This is a genomic window from Gilvimarinus chinensis DSM 19667, from assembly GCF_000377745.1.
Taxonomy (GTDB): domain Bacteria; phylum Pseudomonadota; class Gammaproteobacteria; order Pseudomonadales; family Cellvibrionaceae; genus Gilvimarinus; species Gilvimarinus chinensis.
The window spans coordinates 66,322-89,477 of sequence record NZ_KB898707.1 but is presented as its reverse complement, the minus strand read 5'-3'; the positions used below and the strand labels follow the sequence as shown (position 1 = coordinate 89,477).

At 49.9% G+C, this 23,156-nt stretch carries 15 protein-coding genes; 7 read left to right on the top strand and 8 right to left on the bottom strand.

Going from position 1 to position 23,156, the window contains the following annotated elements; all coding sequences use genetic code 11:
• Positions 1-41: 41 nt before the first annotated feature.
• The gene (locus tag D568_RS0106315) at positions 42-2,360 is read right to left on the bottom strand and encodes a beta-galactosidase (protein WP_020208742.1); all 2,319 of its coding nucleotides are present in this window, start codon (positions 2,358-2,360) and stop codon (positions 42-44) included.
• Positions 2,361-2,529: 169 nt separating this feature from the next.
• Between D568_RS0106315 and D568_RS0106310 the strand changes: the two genes are divergently transcribed.
• On the top strand, positions 2,530-4,722 hold the full coding sequence (locus D568_RS0106310) for an FdhF/YdeP family oxidoreductase (RefSeq protein WP_020208741.1): 2,193 nt from the start codon (positions 2,530-2,532) through the stop codon (positions 4,720-4,722).
• 92 nt (positions 4,723-4,814) lie between these two features.
• On the opposite strand, the gene D568_RS0106305 is transcribed toward D568_RS0106310, so the two are convergent.
• On the bottom strand, positions 4,815-6,578 hold the full coding sequence (locus D568_RS0106305; RefSeq protein WP_020208740.1) for a carbohydrate-binding protein: 1,764 nt from the start codon (positions 6,576-6,578) through the stop codon (positions 4,815-4,817).
• 256 nt (positions 6,579-6,834) lie between these two features.
• Here D568_RS0106305 and D568_RS0106300 point away from each other — a divergent pair, with 256 nt between their 5' ends.
• A complete protein-coding gene (locus D568_RS0106300; protein WP_020208739.1) occupies positions 6,835-8,007 on the top strand; it encodes a tyrosine-type recombinase/integrase in 1,173 nt (390 codons plus the stop codon).
• A gap of 248 nt (positions 8,008-8,255) precedes the next feature.
• Here D568_RS0106300 and D568_RS19475 read toward each other — a convergent pair whose 3' ends face one another.
• Positions 8,256-8,612 carry a type II secretion system protein GspG gene (locus tag D568_RS19475; protein WP_020208738.1) on the bottom strand — a complete coding sequence of 119 codons (357 nt, stop codon included), beginning with the start codon at positions 8,610-8,612 and terminating at the stop codon, positions 8,256-8,258.
• A 197-nt stretch (positions 8,613-8,809) separates the two neighbouring features.
• On the opposite strand from D568_RS19475, the gene D568_RS21380 reads away from it, so the two are divergent.
• The gene (locus tag D568_RS21380; RefSeq protein ID WP_083915317.1) at positions 8,810-9,115 is read left to right on the top strand and encodes a transposase; all 306 of its coding nucleotides are present in this window, start codon (positions 8,810-8,812) and stop codon (positions 9,113-9,115) included.
• A gap of 407 nt (positions 9,116-9,522) precedes the next feature.
• Here D568_RS21380 and D568_RS22145 read toward each other — a convergent pair whose 3' ends face one another.
• Positions 9,523-10,704: a helix-turn-helix domain-containing protein gene (locus tag D568_RS22145; protein WP_020208735.1), complete on the bottom strand. Its 1,182-nt coding sequence runs from the start codon at positions 10,702-10,704 to the stop codon at positions 9,523-9,525.
• A 324-nt stretch (positions 10,705-11,028) separates the two neighbouring features.
• Between D568_RS22145 and D568_RS0106270 the strand changes: the two genes are divergently transcribed.
• Positions 11,029-11,364, top strand: a complete 336-nt coding sequence (locus tag D568_RS0106270) for a hypothetical protein (protein WP_020208733.1) — start codon at positions 11,029-11,031, stop codon at positions 11,362-11,364.
• 67 nt (positions 11,365-11,431) lie between these two features.
• On the opposite strand, the gene D568_RS19470 is transcribed toward D568_RS0106270, so the two are convergent.
• Together D568_RS19470 and D568_RS0106260 are read right to left on the bottom strand one after the other, a co-directional pair.
• The gene (locus D568_RS19470) at positions 11,432-11,779 is read right to left on the bottom strand and encodes a helix-turn-helix transcriptional regulator (protein ID WP_157497724.1); all 348 of its coding nucleotides are present in this window, start codon (positions 11,777-11,779) and stop codon (positions 11,432-11,434) included.
• The gene (locus D568_RS0106260) at positions 11,766-13,022 is read right to left on the bottom strand and encodes a type II toxin-antitoxin system HipA family toxin (protein ID WP_169334788.1); all 1,257 of its coding nucleotides are present in this window, start codon (positions 13,020-13,022) and stop codon (positions 11,766-11,768) included. The genes D568_RS19470 and D568_RS0106260 overlap by 14 nt, the downstream gene beginning before the upstream one ends.
• Before the next feature lie 381 nt (positions 13,023-13,403).
• On the opposite strand from D568_RS0106260, the gene D568_RS0106255 reads away from it, so the two are divergent.
• Together D568_RS0106255 and D568_RS0106250 are read left to right on the top strand one after the other, a co-directional pair.
• Positions 13,404-14,324: a DNA replication terminus site-binding protein gene (locus D568_RS0106255; protein ID WP_020208730.1), complete on the top strand. Its 921-nt coding sequence runs from the start codon at positions 13,404-13,406 to the stop codon at positions 14,322-14,324.
• Between the two features lie 949 nt (positions 14,325-15,273).
• Positions 15,274-16,761, top strand: a complete 1,488-nt coding sequence (locus D568_RS0106250; protein WP_020208729.1) for a right-handed parallel beta-helix repeat-containing protein — start codon at positions 15,274-15,276, stop codon at positions 16,759-16,761.
• A 112-nt stretch (positions 16,762-16,873) separates the two neighbouring features.
• Here the strand turns inward: D568_RS0106250 and D568_RS19465 are convergent, their stop codons facing one another.
• Together D568_RS19465 and D568_RS19460 are read right to left on the bottom strand one after the other, a co-directional pair.
• Positions 16,874-18,811, bottom strand: coding sequence for a vanadium-dependent haloperoxidase (locus D568_RS19465; RefSeq protein WP_020208728.1), 1,938 nt, complete (start codon positions 18,809-18,811; stop codon positions 16,874-16,876).
• Positions 18,812-18,865: 54 nt separating this feature from the next.
• Positions 18,866-20,575: a CRTAC1 family protein gene (locus D568_RS19460; protein WP_083915316.1), complete on the bottom strand. Its 1,710-nt coding sequence runs from the start codon at positions 20,573-20,575 to the stop codon at positions 18,866-18,868.
• A 303-nt stretch (positions 20,576-20,878) separates the two neighbouring features.
• On the opposite strand from D568_RS19460, the gene bglX reads away from it, so the two are divergent.
• Complete coding sequence (gene bglX, locus D568_RS0106235) at positions 20,879-23,134, top strand: beta-glucosidase BglX (RefSeq protein ID WP_020208726.1); 2,256 nt, start codon at positions 20,879-20,881, stop codon at positions 23,132-23,134.
• Positions 23,135-23,156 lie beyond the last annotated feature (22 nt).

The window sequence follows — 23,156 nt, the reverse complement described above, 5'->3', positions numbered from 1 at the left end:
AAAGACCCCGCCCGTGGGCGGGGTAAAGTGAGCCCAAGCGGTTACTGACCGTAGCGTTTGGGGTAGAGGTTGTAGTTAATTTCCTTGGCGGCTTTGATCATCTCGGGGTAGGGGATGTCGGTTACCGTGACAAAACCAATATTGGCGTTTTCACCGTCAAAAGCGCGGCCGGTAACAGGCTCATCCACATACTGAAACCAGTGCGCTCCTACCATGTAATCTTTCTCGAGTACGCTCTCCATATAAGCTTTATACATTCGCGCACGGTCTTTTTGGCTGGCGGCGCTAACAATACCCGGGTGGTAGTTGTCTGAATCCGTGGTCGCGCCTATATGAAATTCGCCGATAACTACGGGCAGATCAATCTTTTCTAAGAAGCTCCACTGGTGAGTTTGCATGCCTTCTTCGTAAATATTAAAGCTGAGTACGTCGGTGTATTTCACCGAGGCTTTAATGATCTCATCGGGCATACCCCAGTTGGCCATACGCGCGCCCATGTACAGGTGATTGGGAAGGTACTCTTTAAGGGTGCCGTGTACCACCTCAAAGTACTGCTCGCCCAGCGCCTCTAGCAGCATTGATAAGTCGGCCACTTGCGCCTCAGAGTGTTCCTCGGTGCTGGCGTTTTGCGCAAACTCGTTCCAGTTGCTAAAGTCGGTATTCCAGGCACGGTTTAACGCTTTAATGCTGGAGTATTGTGCTTTTAAGCGTTCGGTAAAGGCTTGTTTGGCGGGGCTTTGAGCGGCGTCTTTGCTCAGGGCGTCGAGAATCACCCCGTAGCGCTCTGCAACGCTGCCTTCACGCTCTCCCCAGCTTTTTTCGTTATCGATAAAAATACCCACACACCAGGGCGATGCCTGTACATCTTGGGCAATAACTTCAATGGTGGCACGGGCGCGCTCGGCAAATACCGGGTCAAAAAAGTCGGGCATCAGGCCCCAGTGGTTGGTGTGGCCCGACAGCGTTTGATAGTCGCCAATAATCCAGCCGTTGGCAAAGTAGGGTACTTGTTGGTTGGGGTAAAACGCCGGGTCCACCCAGTTGCCAAACGAGGTAAAGCCCCAGCTGTTCATACGATCTAGGGTTACCTCTTCCCATTTTTTCACGTAGGATTCGGGCGCGGTTTCGCCATAGCGACGCTCCAGGTTGGCACGGTAAAAGCTGTAAGTTTCACCGTGGGGCACCGGCCCTTTATGGGTCGAGCGGCGGTAACTGTAGTGATCGGCCAGAGGGTCGTCGTAAGCGGGTAGCCATTCAAACATATCGTGGCGAGTCTCGTTAATCACATAGCGGCTTTCGCGCACTTCGTCCGACACTTTCACAATACCCATGGAATCTTCCGGGGTCACCTCATCGGCGTGTACCACGCGTACCGAAGGGTCTTTAAAGTCTACCCCGGTTAGGGTGGTGAGGTTAGACATGCGCACGTTGGCCGGACCATGCGAGAAAAACAAATAGCCTTCCGGATCTACCATCCACCACTTGCCATCGACTTTTTCGGTGCGAAAGTAGCCGGTCGCTTCAAGCTTGGGGCCATCTTTGTAGCCGCCAAAACGCGAGCGATCTTTGGGGCCCGGTTGCTCGGCTAGCTGTTTGAGTTCGCGCTCGGCGATGGCTTTAAGTTCAGTCTCGGACTCGACTTTAAGGGGCGAGTTCTTTTTGGCCGCCTGACCGAAGCGATCTACCAGGTGGGTAGTCCAATCAGCGCCTGCATCCGGGTTGGGGCGCAGCACAATATCCCCGATCTCAAGCGTACGATCCTGCAACACGCCAATGGCGTAAACTGAGATTTTAGTGATCTGGCTCATGTCCAAGGTTTGGTGCCAAGAACGCCACACCATTTTCATCTCGTCGGTGGGCCAGGGCATAGGGTTGGCCCACATGCCTTTATCGGTGGCGGCTTTCTCGCCCGCCAGCGGGAAAAACACTTTGCCTTGATAACCTTTGGGGATGCTCAGCTCGCGCGACTGGCTGCTGCCGTTGGCGTCGAACAGCTCGACGTAAAAGTGGGTTGATACCGGTGAGAGGTTTTGTACCTCAAAGGCCAGGTTGTAATTATCGAGGTTTGATAAATCCCATGGGGTGTTCGGCTCTATATTAAATGCTGGAGTGTGCACCGAGGCGGGAAAACGTATATTCAGTGTTGTACCCGACGTTGGCTTCAGCTGCGCTTGATTTGCGGTGAGCCACCCTTGCTGTTGAGCGCGGGTAATGTCCACCAGGATGGTCGGAAGTTCCTGCGGCGCAAGCTGCCCGCTCGTGCGCTGGGTGGAGTCGTCAGTGTTGGCGTTGTGGCTAGTACAGGCGCTGCCGAGCGCTGCGCTTATGGCAACGGCCAACGCTAAAGGCTTTAAGGTCATTTTTATTTCCTTTATGAGCGGTAAATTGATAGTTGCTGGTGTTTATATTAGATAAAATTGACACAATGTAAATTGTCTACAAAGTGCGGTGTGCGATAGTCAAACACAAATTAACAAGACTTAACAGTCTGTCGATGAGTTATCCTCGGGCTGTTTATGGGAGATTTCGGTGAAAGCATCTTCAACCCCGGTAACCATCGTCGGTGGTGGGCCCAAAAAGGTTTTATATACTCTGCAAACCATTAAACGCATCGGTTTGCTGGATTCCGCCAAAGCGTTAAAAAGCCACAACGCCTGCAAAGCTTGCGGCCTGGGGATGGGCGGTCAGCGCGGCGGAATGGTGAATGAGAAAGACGAGTTCCCCTCGGTATGTAACAAAAGTATTCAGGCGCAATCCACCGATATTCAGCCGCCTATTCCCGCCGAACTGTTCGATCACACGCTCGACGAGTTTAACGAGCTTACCGACCGTGAGCTGGAAACCATGGGGCGGCTTAACACCCCAATTTATAAACCGGCGGGCAGTGCTAAATACCAGCCATTAAGCTGGGACGAAGCGCTGACGTTAGCGGCCGGGCGCTTTAGTGCGGCGCCGGCCGAGCAGAGCTTTTTTTACGCCTCGGGGCGCTCGTCGAACGAGGCGGGGTTTTTACTGCAGTTAATGGCACGCTTGTATGGCAGTAATAACGTTACTAACTGTTCTTACTACTGCCATCAGGCCACCGGGGTGGGGCTGCAAAGCACCTTGGGCACAGGCACGGCCACCGTGGCTCTCGAGGATTTGGCACTAGCCGACATGGTGTTTGTGATTGGCGCCAACCCCGCCTCTAATCACCCGCGTTTTGTGCACCAGCTAAAAGGGGTGCGCGATCGCGGCGGCAAAGTCATGGTCATTAACCCCGCCAAAGAGCCGGGTTTGGTGAAATTTGCCGTGCCCAAAAGCCCTAAATCTATGCTCGTGGGTGGCACTTGGATTGCCTCACGTTTTTTACAGCCTAAAATTGGCTCCGATTTGGCGCTGTTAACGGCCATGGCGAAAATGCTAGTGGAGCAAAACGCGCACAATGCCGAGTTTGTGCAAAACCATACTCAGGATTTTGTCGCCTACCGCGATTACCTGGCGGCATTAGATTTAACCGAGCTGCTCGCGCAATGTGGTTTAACCGAACAAGCCGTGGGCGAGTTGGTGGACGATTACGCTAGTGCTGACAATGTTATTTTTGCCTGGGGTATGGGCATTACTCACCATCTAAATGGTGCCGATAATGTCGAGGCCATTGCGAACCTTGCCATGCTGCGCGGCATGGTGGGCAAGCCAGGCGCTGGGCTGTTGCCATTGCGTGGGCACAGTAACGTGCAGGGTATTGGCACCATTGGCGTTAAGCCGGTGCTGGCCGACGATGTGCTGCACGCTATAGAAACGCATATGGGCGTTAGCCTGCCAAAACAAAAGGGTATGGATACCCTGGCCTGTTTACGCGCGGCCGAAGCCAGGAAAATGAGCAACGCCCTGATGATGGGGGGCAATTTATTTGCCGCCACGCCCGATACCGAATTTGCCCGCCGCGCGCTGGATGCTGTGGGTTTTAAACTTTACCTAACCACCACCTTAAATCGCGGCCATTTTAACGGTATGGAAAACAGCGAAGCGTTAATTTTGCCGGTGTGCGCCCGGGATGAAGAGCCAGACAGCACTACGCAAGAATCCATGTTTAACTATGTGCGCTTAAGCGATGGCGGCATTACCCGGCTGGATAACGTGCGCTCTGAGGTGAGTATACTGGCACAGCTGGGCGCACGGTTATTGCCCGATTCCCCCTTGGATTTTGCGGCTTTTGAGCAACACGACAAAGTGCGCAAAGCCATTGCCGCTACCATTCCAGGCATGGAGCCCCTGGCCGATATCGGCGCAAGCAAACAAGAGTTTGTGGTGGGTAACCGCTTGGTGCACAAGCCGGTGTTTAACACTCAAAGCCAGCGCGGGCATTTTAAAACGCACACTTTGGCTCAAGCTACTAATGACGATTATCCGTTTTTATTGGCCAGTATTCGCAGTGAAGGGCAGTTTAACTCGATTATTTACGAAGAGTCCGACAGCTATCGCGGTACCAGCCATCGCTGGTGTGTATTGATGTCCGAGCTGGATTGCCAGCGTTTGCAATTGCAAAAAGGCAGCCGGGTTACGCTAAAGTCGCCTCAGGGTGAAATGCAAAATGTGGAAGTGGTGCCGTTTGATTTACCCGCCGGCAGTGTCATGGCTTACTACCCCGAGGCCAATGTACTGATAGGTACGGATCACGACCCGCGCAGTAAAACACCCGCGTTTAAATCAGTACCCGTGGCTATTGTCCCGGTTCGGTAACCGCGACATAAAAAGATTTTTTAAGCGTTTGCGGCGAGCTAAGACGGAGGGGTGAGGGTGCGACTGGTAAAGTCGCACCGGGTTAACAATGTTTATTGCGGTGTAAATATAAAACGGTCGGCGTTCCACTCCCAGGTGTTGGCAGTGTTACCGGAGCTGGCTACTCGTAGAGTATGAGTACCTGCGGGCAAGGCAACAGCGCCGCTCGAGCTCACCTCGGTAAAGGTGTTCCAGCCGCCGGTTGTGGGTACGTCTAAGCTGACCAGGGCGTTGCCGTTTAGCGTTAGCGTCATGGCTGAACCGGTCTCGGGGGTGGCGGCAAAAGCACTTACGTTATAGTTGCCCGCGGTCGGTACCGACAGACTGTACTCCGCGTAATCGCCACGCTGGTTGTAGTTGGTGGCTGAAATACCATTTTGAGTATAGGTTTGGAAGCCGCCGTAGGGTCCGCCAGTGTTGTTAAAGCTTTCGGCTTCCAGGCTGATCGCTTCGGTGGGTGTAGGCGTGGTTGTTTGGTTGCCGCTTGAGCTTTCGCCCACTTTAACCATGCGAATCGTGTCGCCGTTCCATTGCCACTGCGAGCTGCCTGCGCTTTGTACACGCAGAGTGTGAGTGCCGGCACCGATGTTGATCGTGTTGGCAAGGCTAAACGTTTGGTAGCTCTCCCAACCGCCGGTTTGCGAGATAGCAACTCTACCGACAAACACACCATCGATACTGATGTCGGCGCCGAGGCCTGAGCTCACAGTGGAAGCAGTGTCCAGCTCCAGACGATACTCACCGGCCTCGGGTAGATTGATGCTGTACTCGGCCCAATCGCCTACGGTGTTGTAGTTGATGTTGCCGTTACCCGATGGGTTAAAACCAGTAAAACTATCACCGGCAACAGCGTTGCCTACTTTGCCAGTGGCAAAAAAGTTATCAAAGTCGACACTGCTGGTAATGTCGTTACCGCCGCCATTATTTCCACCATTGGCGTCTGGTACCGGTTTGTAAACGCGAATCCAATCAACATAAAACTGGTTTTTGCTGCTATCGGCCAGTTCAGCATTGGTGGCAACAATACCATTGTCAGAGCGCCAGTCCTGATCTTCCGCATCAACAATAATTTGCATGGGCTTACTTAAACCAGTGCCGTTGGTGTAACCGTAAGGATCAATCATATCCACACCGGATACCGTGCGCACAAGCTCGCCATCAATGTAGTACTCCAGGTGCCACGGGTCGCGCCAGTAAACCCCTACGCGGCTGTACTGATCGCGCCACAGTCGACCATCGGCGTACCAGGCGCCCATGTCTTTGGGCTGATAATCCTGAAACGGATCGCGAATAAAAACGTGATGAGCCAAGTGCATGCGCTCGGCAAACCAGGTTTGATCAGGGCGGCTGCTACCGTAAGCCTCAACAATGTCGATCTCTTCGGTGGAGTCGCTGCTAAGCATCCACACGGCATTGGCCAGCACCTGATCCATAATTTTACTGCTGGTTTCGATATAAACCGGATACTGAATACTGTCATGGGTGTGCACAGCGCCCGTGTACACCTGGTTGGTGCCGGGTTTGCGGGTGGCTTGGATGACTAGCTTGCCGTTTTCCACCCTGGAGTTGGGATTGTGGTAGTCAGTTAACCCAGGGCCTTGCCAGGCGTTAATAAAGCCTTCGGACCAGCGGTCGTAAAACGCTGCGCTTTTTCCATTGGCGGGAGCGGAATAATTAAAGTCGTCCGATACGTTACTTTGTAGTTGCCAAGTGTTGCCGCTGCCGGCATCGGCGGGAACCGGTAAGCCATCCCAATCGGCGGCAAACGTAGATGCACTGGTAAGCAGTGCTGCGAATGTGCAGGTGAGTTTATTCATCTGTGCCTCTCTAACGTTATTATGATCTTGGAGCGGAGGATGCATCCTAATATGTATACTATATATTGTATACAAAACATCATGAAAATGTGATTTTGGTCATTTTTACGACTGTTCGAGTAAGCATTAAAGATGTGTCGAAAAAATAATTTTTCTACTTTACTTTATATATGTCCTATAATTGTACTTATTTGACACATATAAGTAAAAATGGCACTATGCGGTCAATAATTAACCACATGTGAGAAGCCGTTGAATGAGCGAATTTCCTTCGGAGCGCCGCGACAAAAACGCCGCTCGGGTCGCCGCGGGTAAAAAGAACGTGAAGCAGCGCTCTGACCACCGGGTCAATGGTACGCTGGACGCCCAAGCGATTATTCCGCGAAAAACGCCCCATCAATTAAAAATTGCGAGCTACCGAGATCGTTTGCTGAAGAGCTTGCAGCCAGTATTGTCGTGGGAGCTGTTTGAACGTTTTGATCGGCGCTCAATGGACATGCTGGACACGGTTCCCAATAACACGGAAATCGCCCGCTACAGCGATCTGTGTCAGTACGTCGAGTACTGTGTGCGGATGGGTTATCCGCCGCTGCCGTTCGAGGATTATGCCGTGGATGCCTACCTTTCGCATATGATGGCTGAGGGTCGTAAGCGCTCGGCCATTGATCGTCGAGTGTCCAGTCTTGTCGCGTGGGCTAATGCCATGGAGATGGATGATCCGCGCGCCTCGTTTAAAGTGAGAAATCGACTCGGCCGTATTCGCAAAATGGTGAAAAATAAACGGCGCCAGGCCGAAGGCCTGCGGGTGGCTCACCTGGAACAAGCACTCTCGTTGTTCGACCCCGCTATTGCGCGCGATTGCCAAGACATCGCCCTACTCTTCGTCGGCTTTGAAACTTTATGCCGTCAGTCTGAGCTGGTGCGCTTTGATTGGGAGGACCTGCGCATCGATTCGGATGGCTCCAGCTTACTGGAACTCGATTGGCACAAAACCGATCAGGACGGTGATGGCTCGTATCTGTACCTCTCTCGCAACACCACGGATTTGCTCCTGGGTTGGCAGCGTCGCAGTGGGCAGAGTTCTGGGGCAATTTTTCGAGGCATTTATTCCAGCGGCAAAATGGGCAATCGCCTGTCGGAGCGCGGTGTGTCGCGCTGTTTTAAACGTACGGCCGGTCGGTTAGGGTTGGAGCCTTCGGTGTTCTCCGGGCACTCAAACCGCGTGGGCGCGGCGCAGGAGATGGTCGAAGGGAATGTGGATTCGGCAAAGATTATGCTGTCCGGACGCTGGAAATCCATGGCGATGCTGACTCAATACGCCAAGCGTATTCAGGCGAAACGCGGTGGAATGGCGGAACTTACTAAAAAGCTGGCGTGGGACCAACCGAGAGAGCCTGTGCCTCAGATTCCGTGGGACTCAGATAGATAAAATATTCTAATTATGGATTGTCTACTTGACGGGGAGACTTAATCTTATTTTTATTAGAATTTTCTATTAATAACCGCTGTGGATTACTGGGGAGATTACACAGTGTTCAGTTTGGTTGCTTTATTTCAATCTCTTCTGGGTAAATCTACTTGCTCATAAACACCTCTTTTTGTCCTGCTTTATTTTACTGTGAGCTATCTAGTAAACTAGTGTAGGCTCACCCTACCAATCCTGTAATTCTACTATTTCTACTCTCTGAAAGCCTCGTCAAGTTCAGGTTTTACTTTCCAATAACTAATATCGTCTCCGCCTCCACGTTCATCAGTTTGATTTTTACCTTTTGAATATAAATTAAAAGGCATATCAGCCTTTGGAGGCTCCAAATAAATAAATCTATTTCCCCACGCGTCGGAATCAATCAGATACCTGACATACCTTTTCTCGTAACCAACTAACTCTCCGCTCCCTTGCTCCGAACTTGGGTACCGACCATAATCTCTACTATAAAGAGCTAGCGCCTTTCCCAGGTCATAAAGCCTTACTTTAGTTTCCTCTTTGATATGACTATACTCTCTAGAATCATAGGTTGCAGTAAACAAAATCATAGAAATCAGGATTCATCCTAAACCTAAAAGCGACCCTCTTAGAACTTTAACTCTATCCATCACACTCACAAATCTCTGACTTATAACTACGATACATTTCAGTTATATCGGCTCTATTCTCACTCGGATTACCCCGAATATTCGTAGGCACATCCATTTTAATAGAGCTTCCGAACTCCCACCTCTGCCTATTCCAAATGCTCGCATCATTCTGCGGTGTAGCACCCCGGGAAATTCAGTCTGTAAGCTCCATTAACCGATACGGTTGCATGTCAAAAGTCGGCCCTGCATCACTTCGGAAATCGCTGTTTTTCCCTGCGATGGTAGCAATTAAATGTAACCCTTCAATAATTGAACTGTACGTCTGGCTTACAGAAACAGGAAAGTCAAAAATGGTGATAATCGGTGCCGCCATGTGCAAGCTTATTCATTTGAGCTATGGAGTCTTAAAGAGCGGAATGCCATTTGACGACAACAAAGGTGCGAAAGGGCTTGCCATTTAAAACGGTATTTGCCCCAAGAATTCCGAAATATTAAACGAGTAAGTACCAAACCAACTACCCGCTTAAAAGCCGAGCGATCCAGTCGACTCAACCATAAAAACGATTTACCACAGCATCAGTGATAAAAAACGCTACACCAAAGAGCAAAATAAATATATAGGGAGCAGTTATTTTTCGAATAGGACGGCACTTTTCACCCCGAAGTTGATGGTATATATAACGACCGCCGAACAAAGCTATCGCACAAATGGAATATACCCAAAGATATACAATATAATGAATAACTTTTTTATGGGAAAAGGCCTCAATAAAGCTATTACCTTCATTCCATATCAATAAATCCTTCGCCATAGTGGAAATTACCAACAAAATAAAAATTAGAAAAGCCCAAATATAATTTCTCAAAATTAAATTTCCCAGCATATTATTTGGCAATTTATTGATTCTCCAGCTGCATAAGCTGTGCTTACCCATCCCACACCCGGCATTGCTCTAAGCAACCATTTCCTCGCTAACGATTTAGCTTCCAGCTTGAAGGAATTAACAGTCTTTTCTGCTATATTGTTAATTACATCACCAGTTGCTTTTGCACCTATAAACAAGAGAACGCATTTCGCTTGGCATTTTAATTTGCAACTGGCAGCTGTATATGTCTCTTTTATTCTCCAGGCAAGTTCAGTTGCTACTGATATTCCGATGCTATCGAAAATCGTATTGCTCTGAGTTTGTAACTGATCTCCAGTGTTGTAACTGGCCGCCTGAGCGTTTACGCCTAGCTCTGTGCTGGTTCGGCTGGTGCGATTACCGTTGGCATCGTAGGCATGCGTACTCAGCAAAGTATTATCTACATCGAGTACCAAAAGTCTTGGCTTTACATCATTAACTATTGAGCTGCTCTCTTGCTTCGAAAATGAAGACGGTATGTAGATAGGTTTTAGGTCCACTTGTTCGCTAGCCAGGACTTGAAGTTTCTCATTAAGGGGCTCCAAAGTTATGGCCGCAGTGGCTAAAACGTCATCCTCGTCCAGTTCGAAGCCAATACGCAGGCAGTCACGCTCCAAGTCCAGCGAACCAAAAAAAGGGAAACGAAACTGGTTTCTTACATCATTATCGCTCAGTAAAGTGCGGCCTTCGGAATACTCGCTCGATACTCGAGGGCAGAGATTGGTGACCACTAAGCCTTTGGTAGTGAATTCTATGGTTCCCACAAGGCCGCATTCTATGTAGACCAAGTACTGCTTGATGGTCTGGGTATCAACTTTGTGGATAAAGTGCTTATCGGCGCAAGGAGAAGTAAGAATTTTAGGCGCCAGAAGGGGAGGATTATTTAGGTACTTCTCTGCTCTGAAACTATCCTGAACATGAAGCTGAGGGAAGGATTGATCTCGGCGGACACATGTGATCTCAAGACTAGCAACGTGGATATAAGTCAACAGGTCACCGATATCACCATCAAAGCGCCCATTTTCGATTGCGGATAAAGTGCTACACTCCAACCCGGTCTTCTCAGCGAGATCCGAAAGCGTTAAGCTTTTCTCTTTTCGGTACTGCTTGAGAGCCACCCCTATTCGAAAAAGCCCCAAATCCATGAGCCTACCTCGTTAGTCATCACGTCCACTTTCGATATTGAAAAAGAGGCGCTGATTTGTCAAAGGTTTAGTCAAGAATTTTTGATCTGACACCGTTTTTTTAAATTTCATGAAAAAACTCTTGCGATTATATTTTATCACGACGACCATACTATAATGGTCGTCCGGTGGATTGATTCTGAATCAGGATTAATAATCCTCTTAGGAAACCGACGCCATATAATTACCACCCCCACTAAAAGTAGCCTTCTCTGGAATAACAGGTCCAGAGAGCTACTTTGTCAAAAGTTTAATTCATACCTGATCATAAATAGGCGAGATTGAATGATAAGAGATAAAATAATAATGGACGCAGAAAAAGTTTTGAACCGTTGGGGGATTGGACCTTCAGAGAAGAATTTGATTCTGGGACTGTCGAGTTATGAGGCGACTCATGAAACACAACTTCATTATATGAAGTGCGAATATATCATCGCGATAGACGATACGCTAAAACGCCTTTTCGAGAACCCTAAGAATGTCGATGGGTTTATGACGATGAAAAATTACAACCAACCTTTTTGTGGCGCACGCCCCATTGACTTACTTCTAAGCGGAGATATCAAGGAGATAGAAAAGGCTTGGGAAGCCATTAACGCCGTATCCAGGATGAGCTTTTAGTGAAAACGCTCTAGGAATGGAGTTAATAGGAATGGAACGGACACACTCTACAAGTACTGTCCGATACTTATCGTCTTGGGCTGATCTTTGCCGCTCGCGTTATAGGGTCGCGATGGGAAGCGGCAATACTGTCTAAACCATCAAGTAGGTTCATGATATCGAGTGCAGCAAGGTAAGAGCCTATGCTTGATTTAGGGTCGCCTTTCTCTACGGCGACCAAAGTTGTTTTACTCATCTGAAATCGCTCCGCAGCTTCTTTTTGACTCCAACCGCGGGCTTTACGGGCGATTGCAATGTTCTCTCCGAGTATCTCTAGAGAGTTTCGGGCCTCTTCGCTGAGTGAGGCTAAGTATTTTTTTTCGGCCATGGTATTTGTACCTTTACTGCAATCCAGCTCACTATCAAATTTGTTCAAGCGCTTCTCGGGCTTCTTTAACCCTCGTACCAATTAGCCTATGGAGCTGGCGGATATCAGCGGCAGGAACGCCGCAAGATTGGTAGTGTTCCTCCCAGGTGGCCATAATCTCAATAAACCCAGCTATTCGTTTAAGCGCGTCCTGCTGAGTAAGCCCGAAAGCCTGAGCACAGCTTAGTATGTTGGCTACCGAGGGCTCGTATCCGTCGGTTCCAATGGTCATAGCTTGAGGTTTCGCGATTGAAGAAAGTATGGGCACAACATCGAAAAGTGGCGCCAGGCTCCAATGGCCATGATCTAGATCGTAGACAAAACCGTGATTGCGGGGGTGGTCATCGGAATTGCCCAGCAAAACATTGGCAACAATGCGATCAAACAGTTCGCCGCAATCTTGGGTGGGGTTTTGACAATGACTACGGATTTTTCGGCTGAGGGCGATATAGCCCCGATCGTCGTTATGACCATCGGCGTACTTTTTGTGACGCTCTTTGTTGAAAAGAGCGTGGGCGGATAAGTAATGACGCACTACTTTACCAGCGTCGACATCGAATCGGCGAATAAGATACGCAGTGCGGTCGGCACCGATTTTCTGGATTCTAACCTCGGGGACGTTTAGACCCGCTTTGGCCAGTAAAGTCATCGTGGCGAATTCCACCCGAGGTAAATCCTGTAGCAGGTCGCCTTGCTTAGAGAATTTTACGATGTACTCTTTCTCACCATCGGCTACGACTGCTTTGGGCCTGGCGCCGCCCATGGAAGAGCCATGCTCAATCAGTTTAAATTCATCTGGACTTAGCTCATCGGCCTTTTCAATTGACTCAGCCGCAACCGCGAGCCTTTCCAGCAGGGCAATATCTTGTGCTGGGGGCGGAGGTTTGGGGCGGGTGCGAGACAAAGAGAAGCGCAATGCACCCACACCAGTACCGCTGGTACGTAGTAACCGTTCTATCTCATTGCGCGGTTGGCTTTCATGCCGCTGCAACATAACCCGGTTACCCCAGTCATCGGGTCCCGCATCGGAAAAGACCGGAAACACTCCATTCGTGTTATCGCAATACTGTTTCTCAGGCACTAAAGGCAAGTTTTCTGGGTCAAGCGCGTAGCGATCAACGCGTGCCAGCCACGAGGCACTATATTTAAAACTGCCCCCGGCGCGCATCATTTCTAACTCCCCAGCAAGGCTTGTTTTGCCAAGAGGGTCTACGGCGAATACGTAACACCGCGAGTAGGGTTTTCTCTGCATATAAAGCTCAGGCGCCATCGAATTTACAGAACATTATACCAGCTATTTTATTGATTTAAAGGACAATATATTAGTCTTTATTTATATTAATAGAGTGAGCTTGGGACGCCTAAACACCGTAAGTTATATCGCCACCCCCAAGGCAACTAATGGTGACCTAAGAAGCTACGATCCTCTCAACGAGCAGAATTATTCGCTGGAACCCAAACTTTAGACCAACATGCAAAAGGTGGCAATAACATAAAACCCTACACTCTGTTTAACCATTTACCGAATCTCATTTAAAAAGTTAAACAGAACTGATATTGCCATCTAAAAACAATGTTGCATGTTGGTCTAATGGATGTATTATCGAGAGTAAATGCTTCTAGGAGTCATAAATTGAAAGACAAACCGTTTGAACTTATTGCTCCGTCATCCTCGCAAAGCGATATATCTGATCATTTTCGTAAACTTGACGAGGGACTTACACAGTTGGCCCAAGTGCTCAGAAGCATCGAATCAAGCTGTGCTTTTGTGACAAAGCTTCCCGATGCTATAAAAGGCCAGGAAGATAGCCCAGTAAGTAGGATTACGGGTGAAACAGTTCATGCCCACGACGCCATTGAAGAGGCCATCCGAAGCTTCCAGGACCTCTATATCAAGAAAGGTCTATCCCAAAAAATCGCCAGAAGACGTGTGGGAGTGATTTGGATCCAACCGCACAACACCCCTAACGATCAGCTTCAGAAGCTTCTCAATTGCGTAGATAACATTAACCAGCACAAAGTCTCTCTACGGCAAAAAATAACCGCCCTACCCTCCCGGCAAGCTCGCTTCAAAGCGCTTCGCGAGGTTCGCAGCAGCATAATGACAGTCCATCTATACCGAACAATTAAGTGTTTTATGAGCGAAGATATTCGCAACCTGGGGTTCAGTTGGGAAAGAAAGCAGCTTCTGAGCAAACTGGACTTGAAGGGCAAACAACAACTGATAGAGCGAATTGAAGCGGAGGCTTTAAACCGTGACGAGATAGCGGGACTCCCGCTAAAGCAACTCATAGAAAGTATTGGCCCCGTACCACCGGAACAATTAAGACTTAGGCGGGATGTGCGGGTACAACCTGTGGCCAACCTGATGCGTAACACCACGCAAACAGTTACTGCCGTAATGCCTATTATTATCTTGCAAAATCAACCACTTACCAGTACGCCTATTAAAGACTTTGATGCGCGTGTGCGACGAAAAAAACGATCTGACCGTGTGGAAACAGAAATATTGGGCACTTTTAACGGATCTCAGATAGAGAGACGTTACTATTAACCGGATGGATAAACAAATCGTCCTGATCTACTTATCTTTCGCCCTGGAAACCAAGCGGCTTTGTGCGAAAACCCTGGATTTTTAGGGCGCAGGCTCTGCCCCACAATGGTGTACCCCCATTACTTGCAGTAACTCAGACCTAGACTGACAGGCACTGGATGAAAATCGGATAAATGTCAGATCAAGGCCGAGCGACTACACACCATACCGGCTCATTAACTTGCGGTAGGCGGCAATCTCGTAATTGGCATAATGGTAAATATGTATAGCAGGTCCCCGCTGCCAGCGTTCAAACACCCAGTCAATAGACGCTTTAAACGCGGCTTTTACTGGTCGGAAGAGTGAGCCCAAAAATCTTTAAAACAACGCTTACCCGACTCGTTAAAGCAGGTTTTGCCCCCAGTATTCCAGTCCGCCATCAACCAGTGGATGCCCTTCAGTATCAAAGATACACATCCATGGTTGACACGACTCCTTTTCCACCCGCAAATCACCCACAATTACCTCTACTTATCCGAGAGCTGCAGGGACAAGTCCCACGAGGCTTTGCAACGCTCAGCCGCTCACGCCCAAATGAAAACTCGATTAAGTCACAAAAAACGAGCAAATAGCACGCTTTACCGAAAATGCCTAATCTAAGTGTTCGATAAAACACGCTGAAAGTGGCAACTAATCGATTTACACGACGTCGTCACTCATTGAAAAAAATTAAATAAATATCCCATACCACAGCCAATAATTATTGGCCGGGTGGGTGAGTAGACCATTCATTAGTGAACCACTATACAAAACCATCAGAACAAATTGACACGCATCCGTTGGCGTACTAGCCTTGCTTTGGTCTTACCAGTAGGCCACCTTACTATATTTGAATTCGCACCAACTTATGGCGCACTTTTAATCAAATAACATAAAAAACACTTACCAATTACCCTCCATGGAGGCACTAATGAAGAATCAACACCATAAAAATATGACTTCGTTACAACTTCTCATCGCTGCTACCGCATTAGTTAGTACAACCAGCTTTGCAGCCACCCTTCCAGTTTATAACTCAGTAGAGCTCCAAAATGCGCTAAAAAGCGCAAGCCCTGGCGATGAAATTGTGGTTCACGCGGGCTCATATACGGGCAACAGAAGTACAAGCGGTGAAGGCCGAGCTCATTTTTTCAGTGACAAAAGCGGGACTGCCAATTCCCCGATTGTTTTACGAAGTGCTTCAACCTCCAGCAAACAGGTTCTGAAAGGAGATAACGTTGATACGGGGTATGTTCTTTTGCTCGAAGGGGATTACTGGGAAGTTAAAGACCTGAAATTTACCGGGGCACAAAAAGGGATCATGCTCGAAGGGGCGAATCACAACTTAATCGATAATGTAGAAGTTTATAACGTAGGCCAGGAAGCCGTGCACTTTCGCGATAGCAGCTCTTACAACAAGCTGACCAATTGCTATATTCACGACACAGGCAAGCGCGAGGGTAAAGAAGGCACCGGTGAAGGGGTGTATGTCGGCACTAATAACGGTCATCAAGAATCCCCACCCGACAATAGCGATTACAACACCATCGGCGGCTGCACTATCGGTCCCTGGGTTACTGCCGAGGCTTTTGATGTTAAAGCGGGCACTACCGGGACAGTCATTGAGTACAACCATGTAGATGCCCGGGGTATCGTAGGCACATCGGCCTCCCCCCAAGCAGATAGCTTTATCGACCTAAAAGGTAATGAGGCTCTGGTGCGCAATAACGTTATGGACTACAAAGGCGACGATAATATTACTCATGCTGTGTACAGCTATCGTGAGCACAAACGTTCAAACATCTACGATAACGAGTTTAACCTGCCTTATTCGGCTGGTACCTTCCGAGCGCAAGAGCCTACCATGCACATTTCGAACAATACTCGTTTGGATGGCGGGACAACTTTGGTGTGGAAAGATTATCAAACCAGAAATATCGATTACTCTCTAGACCAATCAATTGAGCAGCCAAACAACGGTCCTTACCCCTGCTTCGACGAATTAAATGGCTCATGTGGCGGCAGCCCCACAAGCTCAAGCAGTAGTTCATCCAGCTCCCAGGCATCGTCTTCCAGCTTGAGCAGCTCTAGCAGCAGCTCAAACAATTCCAGTAGCTCCAGTAGCAATTCGAGTAGCGCGAACAATTGTGAGCAAATGGCAATGGACACAAGAACCGAAATTGAGCTGGGCGTTGCCAGCTGTGTTACCTTCCCTGAAAACCTGCAAAACAGGACTCTGCAGGTATGGGATAGCGACGCAAACAGTCAATGCAATTTCCGTGGCAACATTCAAGACCAATCGGGCTCGGGACAACTTGAGGTTACTGGAAACTACGCTTCGTCCGATAGTTTCTCCGGTAATACCCTATTTATAACACCCAACAATGGATGTCAGTTTCTCAAGGTTAGAGTCTATTAATCCGGTGAATACATCTTCGAAATCCGTATAACCTCAACGAGCATAAAGGCCTGCCAGGCCTTTATGCTCCTACCGCCCCTGATTCACGGCTCTGGCCCCACCGAATCCGCATTCAATCGCCAGCAAACATTGCTTGCACCAAGTTTATGGCTTTTTGCGCGACTTTCTCGCCCATAAAACGTCCTCGCAGATCATCCACCGGCGGGTGAATACCACCCCAGATTCTTGACAAGCTGCATTGATCGGACGCGTCCCGGTATGTTGCCCACTGCAAGGTAACGTCGGTGCTGGGCCCGCGCTCAAAGACAAGAAATTCGTTCTTCGGTGCTTCAAACTCGCCCATACCACCCGGGAAGTACTCACTTCCGGTTATCGCGGTTAAGACCTCCGCCGCCGCACGGGAAAAGGTAGAGTGACCCGACACATAGCCGGCAAAGGGCGGGGTGACAAATGTTGGCCGCTGGTAAGGCCACCAGTTTTCCGCCAAAATCCACCCAACCCCCGCAATATCGGTTTGCGGCGATTCAATATAGTCTGGGCCACGCCAGCTATAGAGCTTAATTTTACCAATGTTCTCTGGCTGGTTTTGCGCAAGCGGATCCCCCTCCCTAACCAGCTCGATAAAACCTGGGTAGAGTGGCAGCCCCTCGGGGTGATAAGACGCCGCAGCAGGATCACTGGATTGTCCCAGATCCGCCATGGCCCGTATGGCTGAAACGGGCCGGGTAAAATCATACCAGCCCTTGTTACTCCAGGCCGCCACCGCCGAGTCGTGCATCGCCGCCCCGAGGCTAAAGTAAGCTTTGATATCCCACTCTAGTGGCCCGACAGATTCAGCGCCCCAGAGACGACGCTCAAAATCGGGGTGGTCAGTCACATGGTTGAGAATGACAAACCAATGCCCTGGTGGTGTTTCCGATTCCGGGCCATCTGCCCAAAATTCTGCCAATACTCGCGCATAATCGCCCAGAGGCACTTCCTGCTTTGGATAAGATTGCCCGGTAATAGGGTTTACAGCGTGGCCTTTGCCAGGGTCACCACCGGCAAACAACGAGTAGAACTGATCGTATTCGCTAAAATCGCGGGGAAATTCGTCTATATCCAGGTTACCCAGGGCGCCGGGCGAAATATCAATAACGGGCGTCTTTGCCGGGTCCAGGTGCGCACCCCAGATAGCCACCAAGGCGAAGGTGCGTTGATAGATCTCCCGGTAGTGACTATTGGGATAGGGAGGCTCGCCCGGGTCGAGATAGACGGTGTATGTGTGGCCACCGCGCTGATGGCTCTGCCGATCCGACTCAGTCAGCGCAAACGGCAAGACATTGCCCCACTCTGCCCCAATAAACTTAGGGACTGAAGACACCTGATTGCCAGACTGATCAATAGAGGTTTCCAGCTCAATCGCTTGCCACCGCCCCCTGTCATTCACATCCGGATTGCCTGGCTCGGCGGGCGCGATGGGCGGATTAACCGGCTGATAGTAACGGCTTTGATAGCCGTTTTCCTCATTGGAGCCGTCCTGCAAGCCGTAACGAATGTAGCAATCTGCGATGTAATTGCCCAGCTCCGCGGCACCGCTTTGTGCACTGGGTGTGGCCAGTTCAGGATTAAGCCCCAATGTCTCCATCAATCTGTTGGATTGCAATAGCGTATAGGCAACACTCGGCGACTGCGAAAATCGATGCGTAATCAAACGATAGGCCGCGTAGCTTATGGTCGTTTCACGAGCCTTCTCGCTATAAACCGTGAAGCCATCGCGATCGAATGGACAGGAAAAACCATTCAATGTTTTCCCCAGCAAGTAGGAGCTCTCCGTATCTGAATATACCGTCCAGGCGTCATACATCACCGCAGACAAATGAAAAAGGTTACGCGCATGAGAAGTCGGACGCGCGTAATCATTGCGGATAGCCTCCAACAAAACCTCGTTCCAGCGCCGAGCTAGCGAGGGTGATTTTTCATCGCTAAGGGGTTCACGAGTAGCGGGTGGCGGCGGGGGCGCATCAACGGTTTCGCTTGTCTCGCCACTGCCGCCACAAGCGGTTACCAAAGCCCCAAGGGCCGCTATTAATAGAATGTTTTTTTTTTATTTGCATGGTTAACCTCAAAACTTACGGTCTGGGTGGTCAATGGTGATGTGCATACCGGAAAAGGGGCCGTGCAACACGCTGATACGCCCATCTCGCCATCGGACTTCTATCGTTTCGGCAGAATCGCCCTGTGGTAATCCCACATATTGGATAGCGGGATTGTTTGAGACAAAGTTACTGTTGGCCGTAACCTCCCGCATTTGCGTCATTCGTGAAGACACCACAAGAATTTTGCTGCCTATGGCGGCGGTGTTTGGATAGGCACCGCGCAATTGAATACGCAAATGGCGACTGCTACTTGCCCCCGCATCGGCGTGAGTGTTTTGATAAAATTTAAATGGTATCAAGCCCTCATCGAAAATACCGTTGGCGGTCACAATATCCACATCGCCGTCATTGTCCGAATCGAAGCACACCACGCCACGCCCTTGCGTACGATCAGTAATTCCCAAGGCAAGGGATTTTTCGAGATAGTGGGGGAACGCAGATTCAGCATCCGTCTGCGCCATATAGAGCCGCGAACGATCGTCTGCATAGCTGGAGCCGAACAACCCCGCCTGCCAACCATTAACATGAAAGATATCCAGCCAACCGTTATTGTCGAAGTCAGCAAAGCACGCGCCCCACCCCCAGCCTCCATCGACAATGTTTTTGTCTTTGCTTACATCCGTAAACATCTGGGCATAGCTTTGGGCCGATTGATGGTTATTCTGGTACAGGCGATTGCCCTGCCCTGCGGCTGTGGCAATACCGCTGACAAACCAATCCAGGTCACCATCGTTGTCCAGATCGCCAGTGGCGCCCCCCATACCATTGTCCACATCAATCACATCAGAAAGGTACTTTTCAAACACACCATCGCAGCGGTTTAAAAACACCTGAGAGGTGGTAAAGTCGCCAATTACCAGCAAGTCCGGGCAGCGGTCGTTATTGATATCGCTAAAAGCACCTGAAAAGCTGTAATCCACCCCCGCTCCTAGTACCGCCGTATTATTAGGCTGCTGGATCATATGCTGTGCCAACCCAGCCTCAGCGGTAACATTCTCAAAGCGCTCGCCACTCAAGTTGCGCCACAAATGTTCCTTGGGCACCGACTCCGGGGTTCCCCAGTGGCCTAAAAAGAGATCCAGCCAGCCGTCGCCATCGTAATCGCCAAATGAAGCCGAAATCGTATTGGGAGAAACCAGCTCCGCCAAGCCGTACTCCTGGGTTTTATCAATAAAACGCCACTGCCCTAGGTTATTTTTCTGCTGTACGAGTAGATAACTCCGGTCACCGTCGATGCCCCCCACAAACAAGTCCAACCGACCATCACCATTAACGTCAGCGAAAGCCGGGCCACAACCTTTGTGGTCCTGAATATCGACGCCCCATTCAGCCGCCACCTCACGATAACGGTTGTTACCTTCATTTAAGTAGAGGCCGGGCCGATCGATATCGCCCTTAATAAAGAACAAATCCACCAGACCATCGCCATCTATATCACCGGAGGCTACACCGCCACAGTACTTCATAATATCGCTGACGCCTTTGGAGGTTTTGTAGCCTGCCAGAAATTCAATACCGGTTTCGTCAGTGCGATCCACAAAAAGTTTGGTAGGCGCCGGATCGGGAACATCCGAGGGTCCGCCGGGAGAGACCGGTGATGCCCCATTACTTGTCCCTCCACCACAAGCTGCCAAGCAACAGGTCAAACCACACAGATAAAGTCGTCGCAAGATCATAAAACTCGCCTCATATTATTATTGTGGGAATAACCCTATCCCATATAGCTACCCTGCCTGTTCAGGCTAGCCTGCTAACCCTAAAAAAGCGTTCGTATTTCCTGCTGATTAGCCAGAACGGGTTCGAATAAATGCCAGCAGGCCGAACTTTGCGGATATAGGGGCGTTCGACCCGAAAAGTGCTTTCCCCGTACGACACAGCAGCCTACCCGCCCTATAGTCCCGGCAGGCCTGTTTTATGGGCCATTCACTCAGCGATACGCTGCTCACAAATAACGAAGTGACGAGATAACGGAGTCACCTATGAAAAAGCTAATGAATCTCGCTTTGCCGATCATGTGTATCGGCGCCTCATTCGCCAACGCCGATGCCATCGAGAACCGTATTGATGTCTTGCTCGAGACTATGACCATAGACCAAAAGGTGGGACAACTCGCACTCCGCGACTTTGGCACCTATAGCGCAGAACAGCTACCTGAACTCAAAGCACAAATTCGCCGGGGTGAAGTCGGCGGCTTTTTGAACGTCAGTTTTTCTTCTGTCGACGATAATGCTTTTGCCGAACTGCAAAAAATCGCCGTGGAAGAAAGCCCACAAGGCATACCATTGATTTTTGGCCAAGATGTCATACACGGCTACGAAACCATCTTCCCTATCCCTTTGGGCCAGGCAGCCAGCTGGAACCCGGAGCTGGTTAAAAAGGGTGCACGCATCGCCGCCAAGGAAGCCACAACAGACGGTATTCGCTGGACTTTTGCCCCGATGATTGACATATCCCATGACCCTCGCTGGGGGCGGATAGCGGAGACTCTGGGTGAAGACCCGTATCTGGCTTCTGTACTCGGGGTCGCCATGACCATGGGCTTTCAAACAGATGACCCCACGCGCCCAGACGCTATGGCAGCCTCGGCCAAACACTTTATTGGCTATGGAGCAGCTGAGGCCGGTCGCGATTACAACGCCGCCTATATACCAGAGGCGAGACTGCGCGACATTTTCTTGCCGCCCTTTAAAGCGGCCGTTGACGCGGGCCTTATGACTATTATGAGCTCTTACAATACCTTGAACGATATCCCCGCCACCGCTAATAAGCATGCGCTGAAAACGATACTACGGGATGAGTGGGGCTTTGACGGCTTCGTAGTCAGTGACTGGAATGCCGTTATGGAAATGCTGCCCCATGGCTTTGCCCGAGACGCCAAACATGCTGCCGAGTTGAGCGCCAACGCGGGTATCGACTTTGAAATGTATACCGATACTTATCAGAAGTTTTTGCCCGAATTAATCGAGGAGGGAAAATTCACAGAGGCCAAGTTGGACCAGGCAGTGCGTCATATGCTCCGAATCAAAATGCGACTCGGGCTCTGGGATAACCCTTACCCTAGAGGCAATCGCGATACTGTCATTTTAAGCGATGAACACAGACAAGCCGCCCGCGAAGCGGCGCGTGAAAGCTTTGTGTTGCTCAAAAACGACAATTCTGTGTTGCCGCTGAACAAAGAGGCCAAGATCGCTCTTGTTGGACCTCTGGCGAATGTGCCCCACGAACAGCTGGGCACCTGGATTTACAATGGCGACAAAAAAGACTCCGTGTCTCTGGTGCCCGCTCTAGAGCAGTATCTGGGCGGAAATGAGTCCTTTACCTTTGTTAAAGGGCTGGAATATAGCCGCGACACATCGACCCAGAACTTTAATAAAGCCGTAGAAGCCGCACAACAAGCCGACGTAATCGTATATGTAGGTGGCGAAGAGTCTATTTTATCCGGCGAGGGTCACAGCCGCGCTGATATAGCATTACCTGGCGCGCAGCAGGAGCTGGTAAAAGCCTTAAGCGAAACAGGCAAGCCGCTGGTGACGGTAATTATGGCTGGCCGGCCCATCGAGCTGGGCCCGGTACTCGATCAGTCTGATGCGATTATGATGGCTTGGCATCCCGGCACCATGGCGGGGCCGGCTTTAGTCGATGTCCTCTACGGTGATTATTCGCCGGTGGGCCGTCTGCCCATTACCTGGCCTAAAGGTGAAGGGCAAATCCCCATCTATTACAATCGTATGGCCACCGGGCGCCCGGCAACCGAGGACAATTACACACTCATTGGCGACATTGAACAGGGGGTATTTCAACATGCACCTGGCAACTCCTCTAATCATCTCGATTACGGCCACGAACCGGAATTTCCATTTGGTTTTGGTCTGACCTATAGCGATGTCGATTACTCCAACCTTGTTATTCCTAGTTCTCGCGTCGCTCTGGGCGAGACGATTCGGGCAAGCGCCACGGTCAAAAACACGGGTAAGGTACAGACGACAGAGGTTGTGCAGCTTTATATCCGGGATTTGGTGGGAACCAGAACTCGCCCCATTCGGGAGCTGAAGGGCTTTCAGCGTGTAACTCTGGCACCAGGGGAATCACAGGCCATTCATTTTGAGCTGCCTACCGAGGCTCTCGCATTCCATAATCAGAACATGGAGAAAGTCACAGAACCCGGTGATTTCGAACTATGGATTGCTAAAGATGCCGCCTCGGGATTAAAAGGCCGTTTTACCGTATACGAATAACCGGCGGTAGAGAGACCATTTT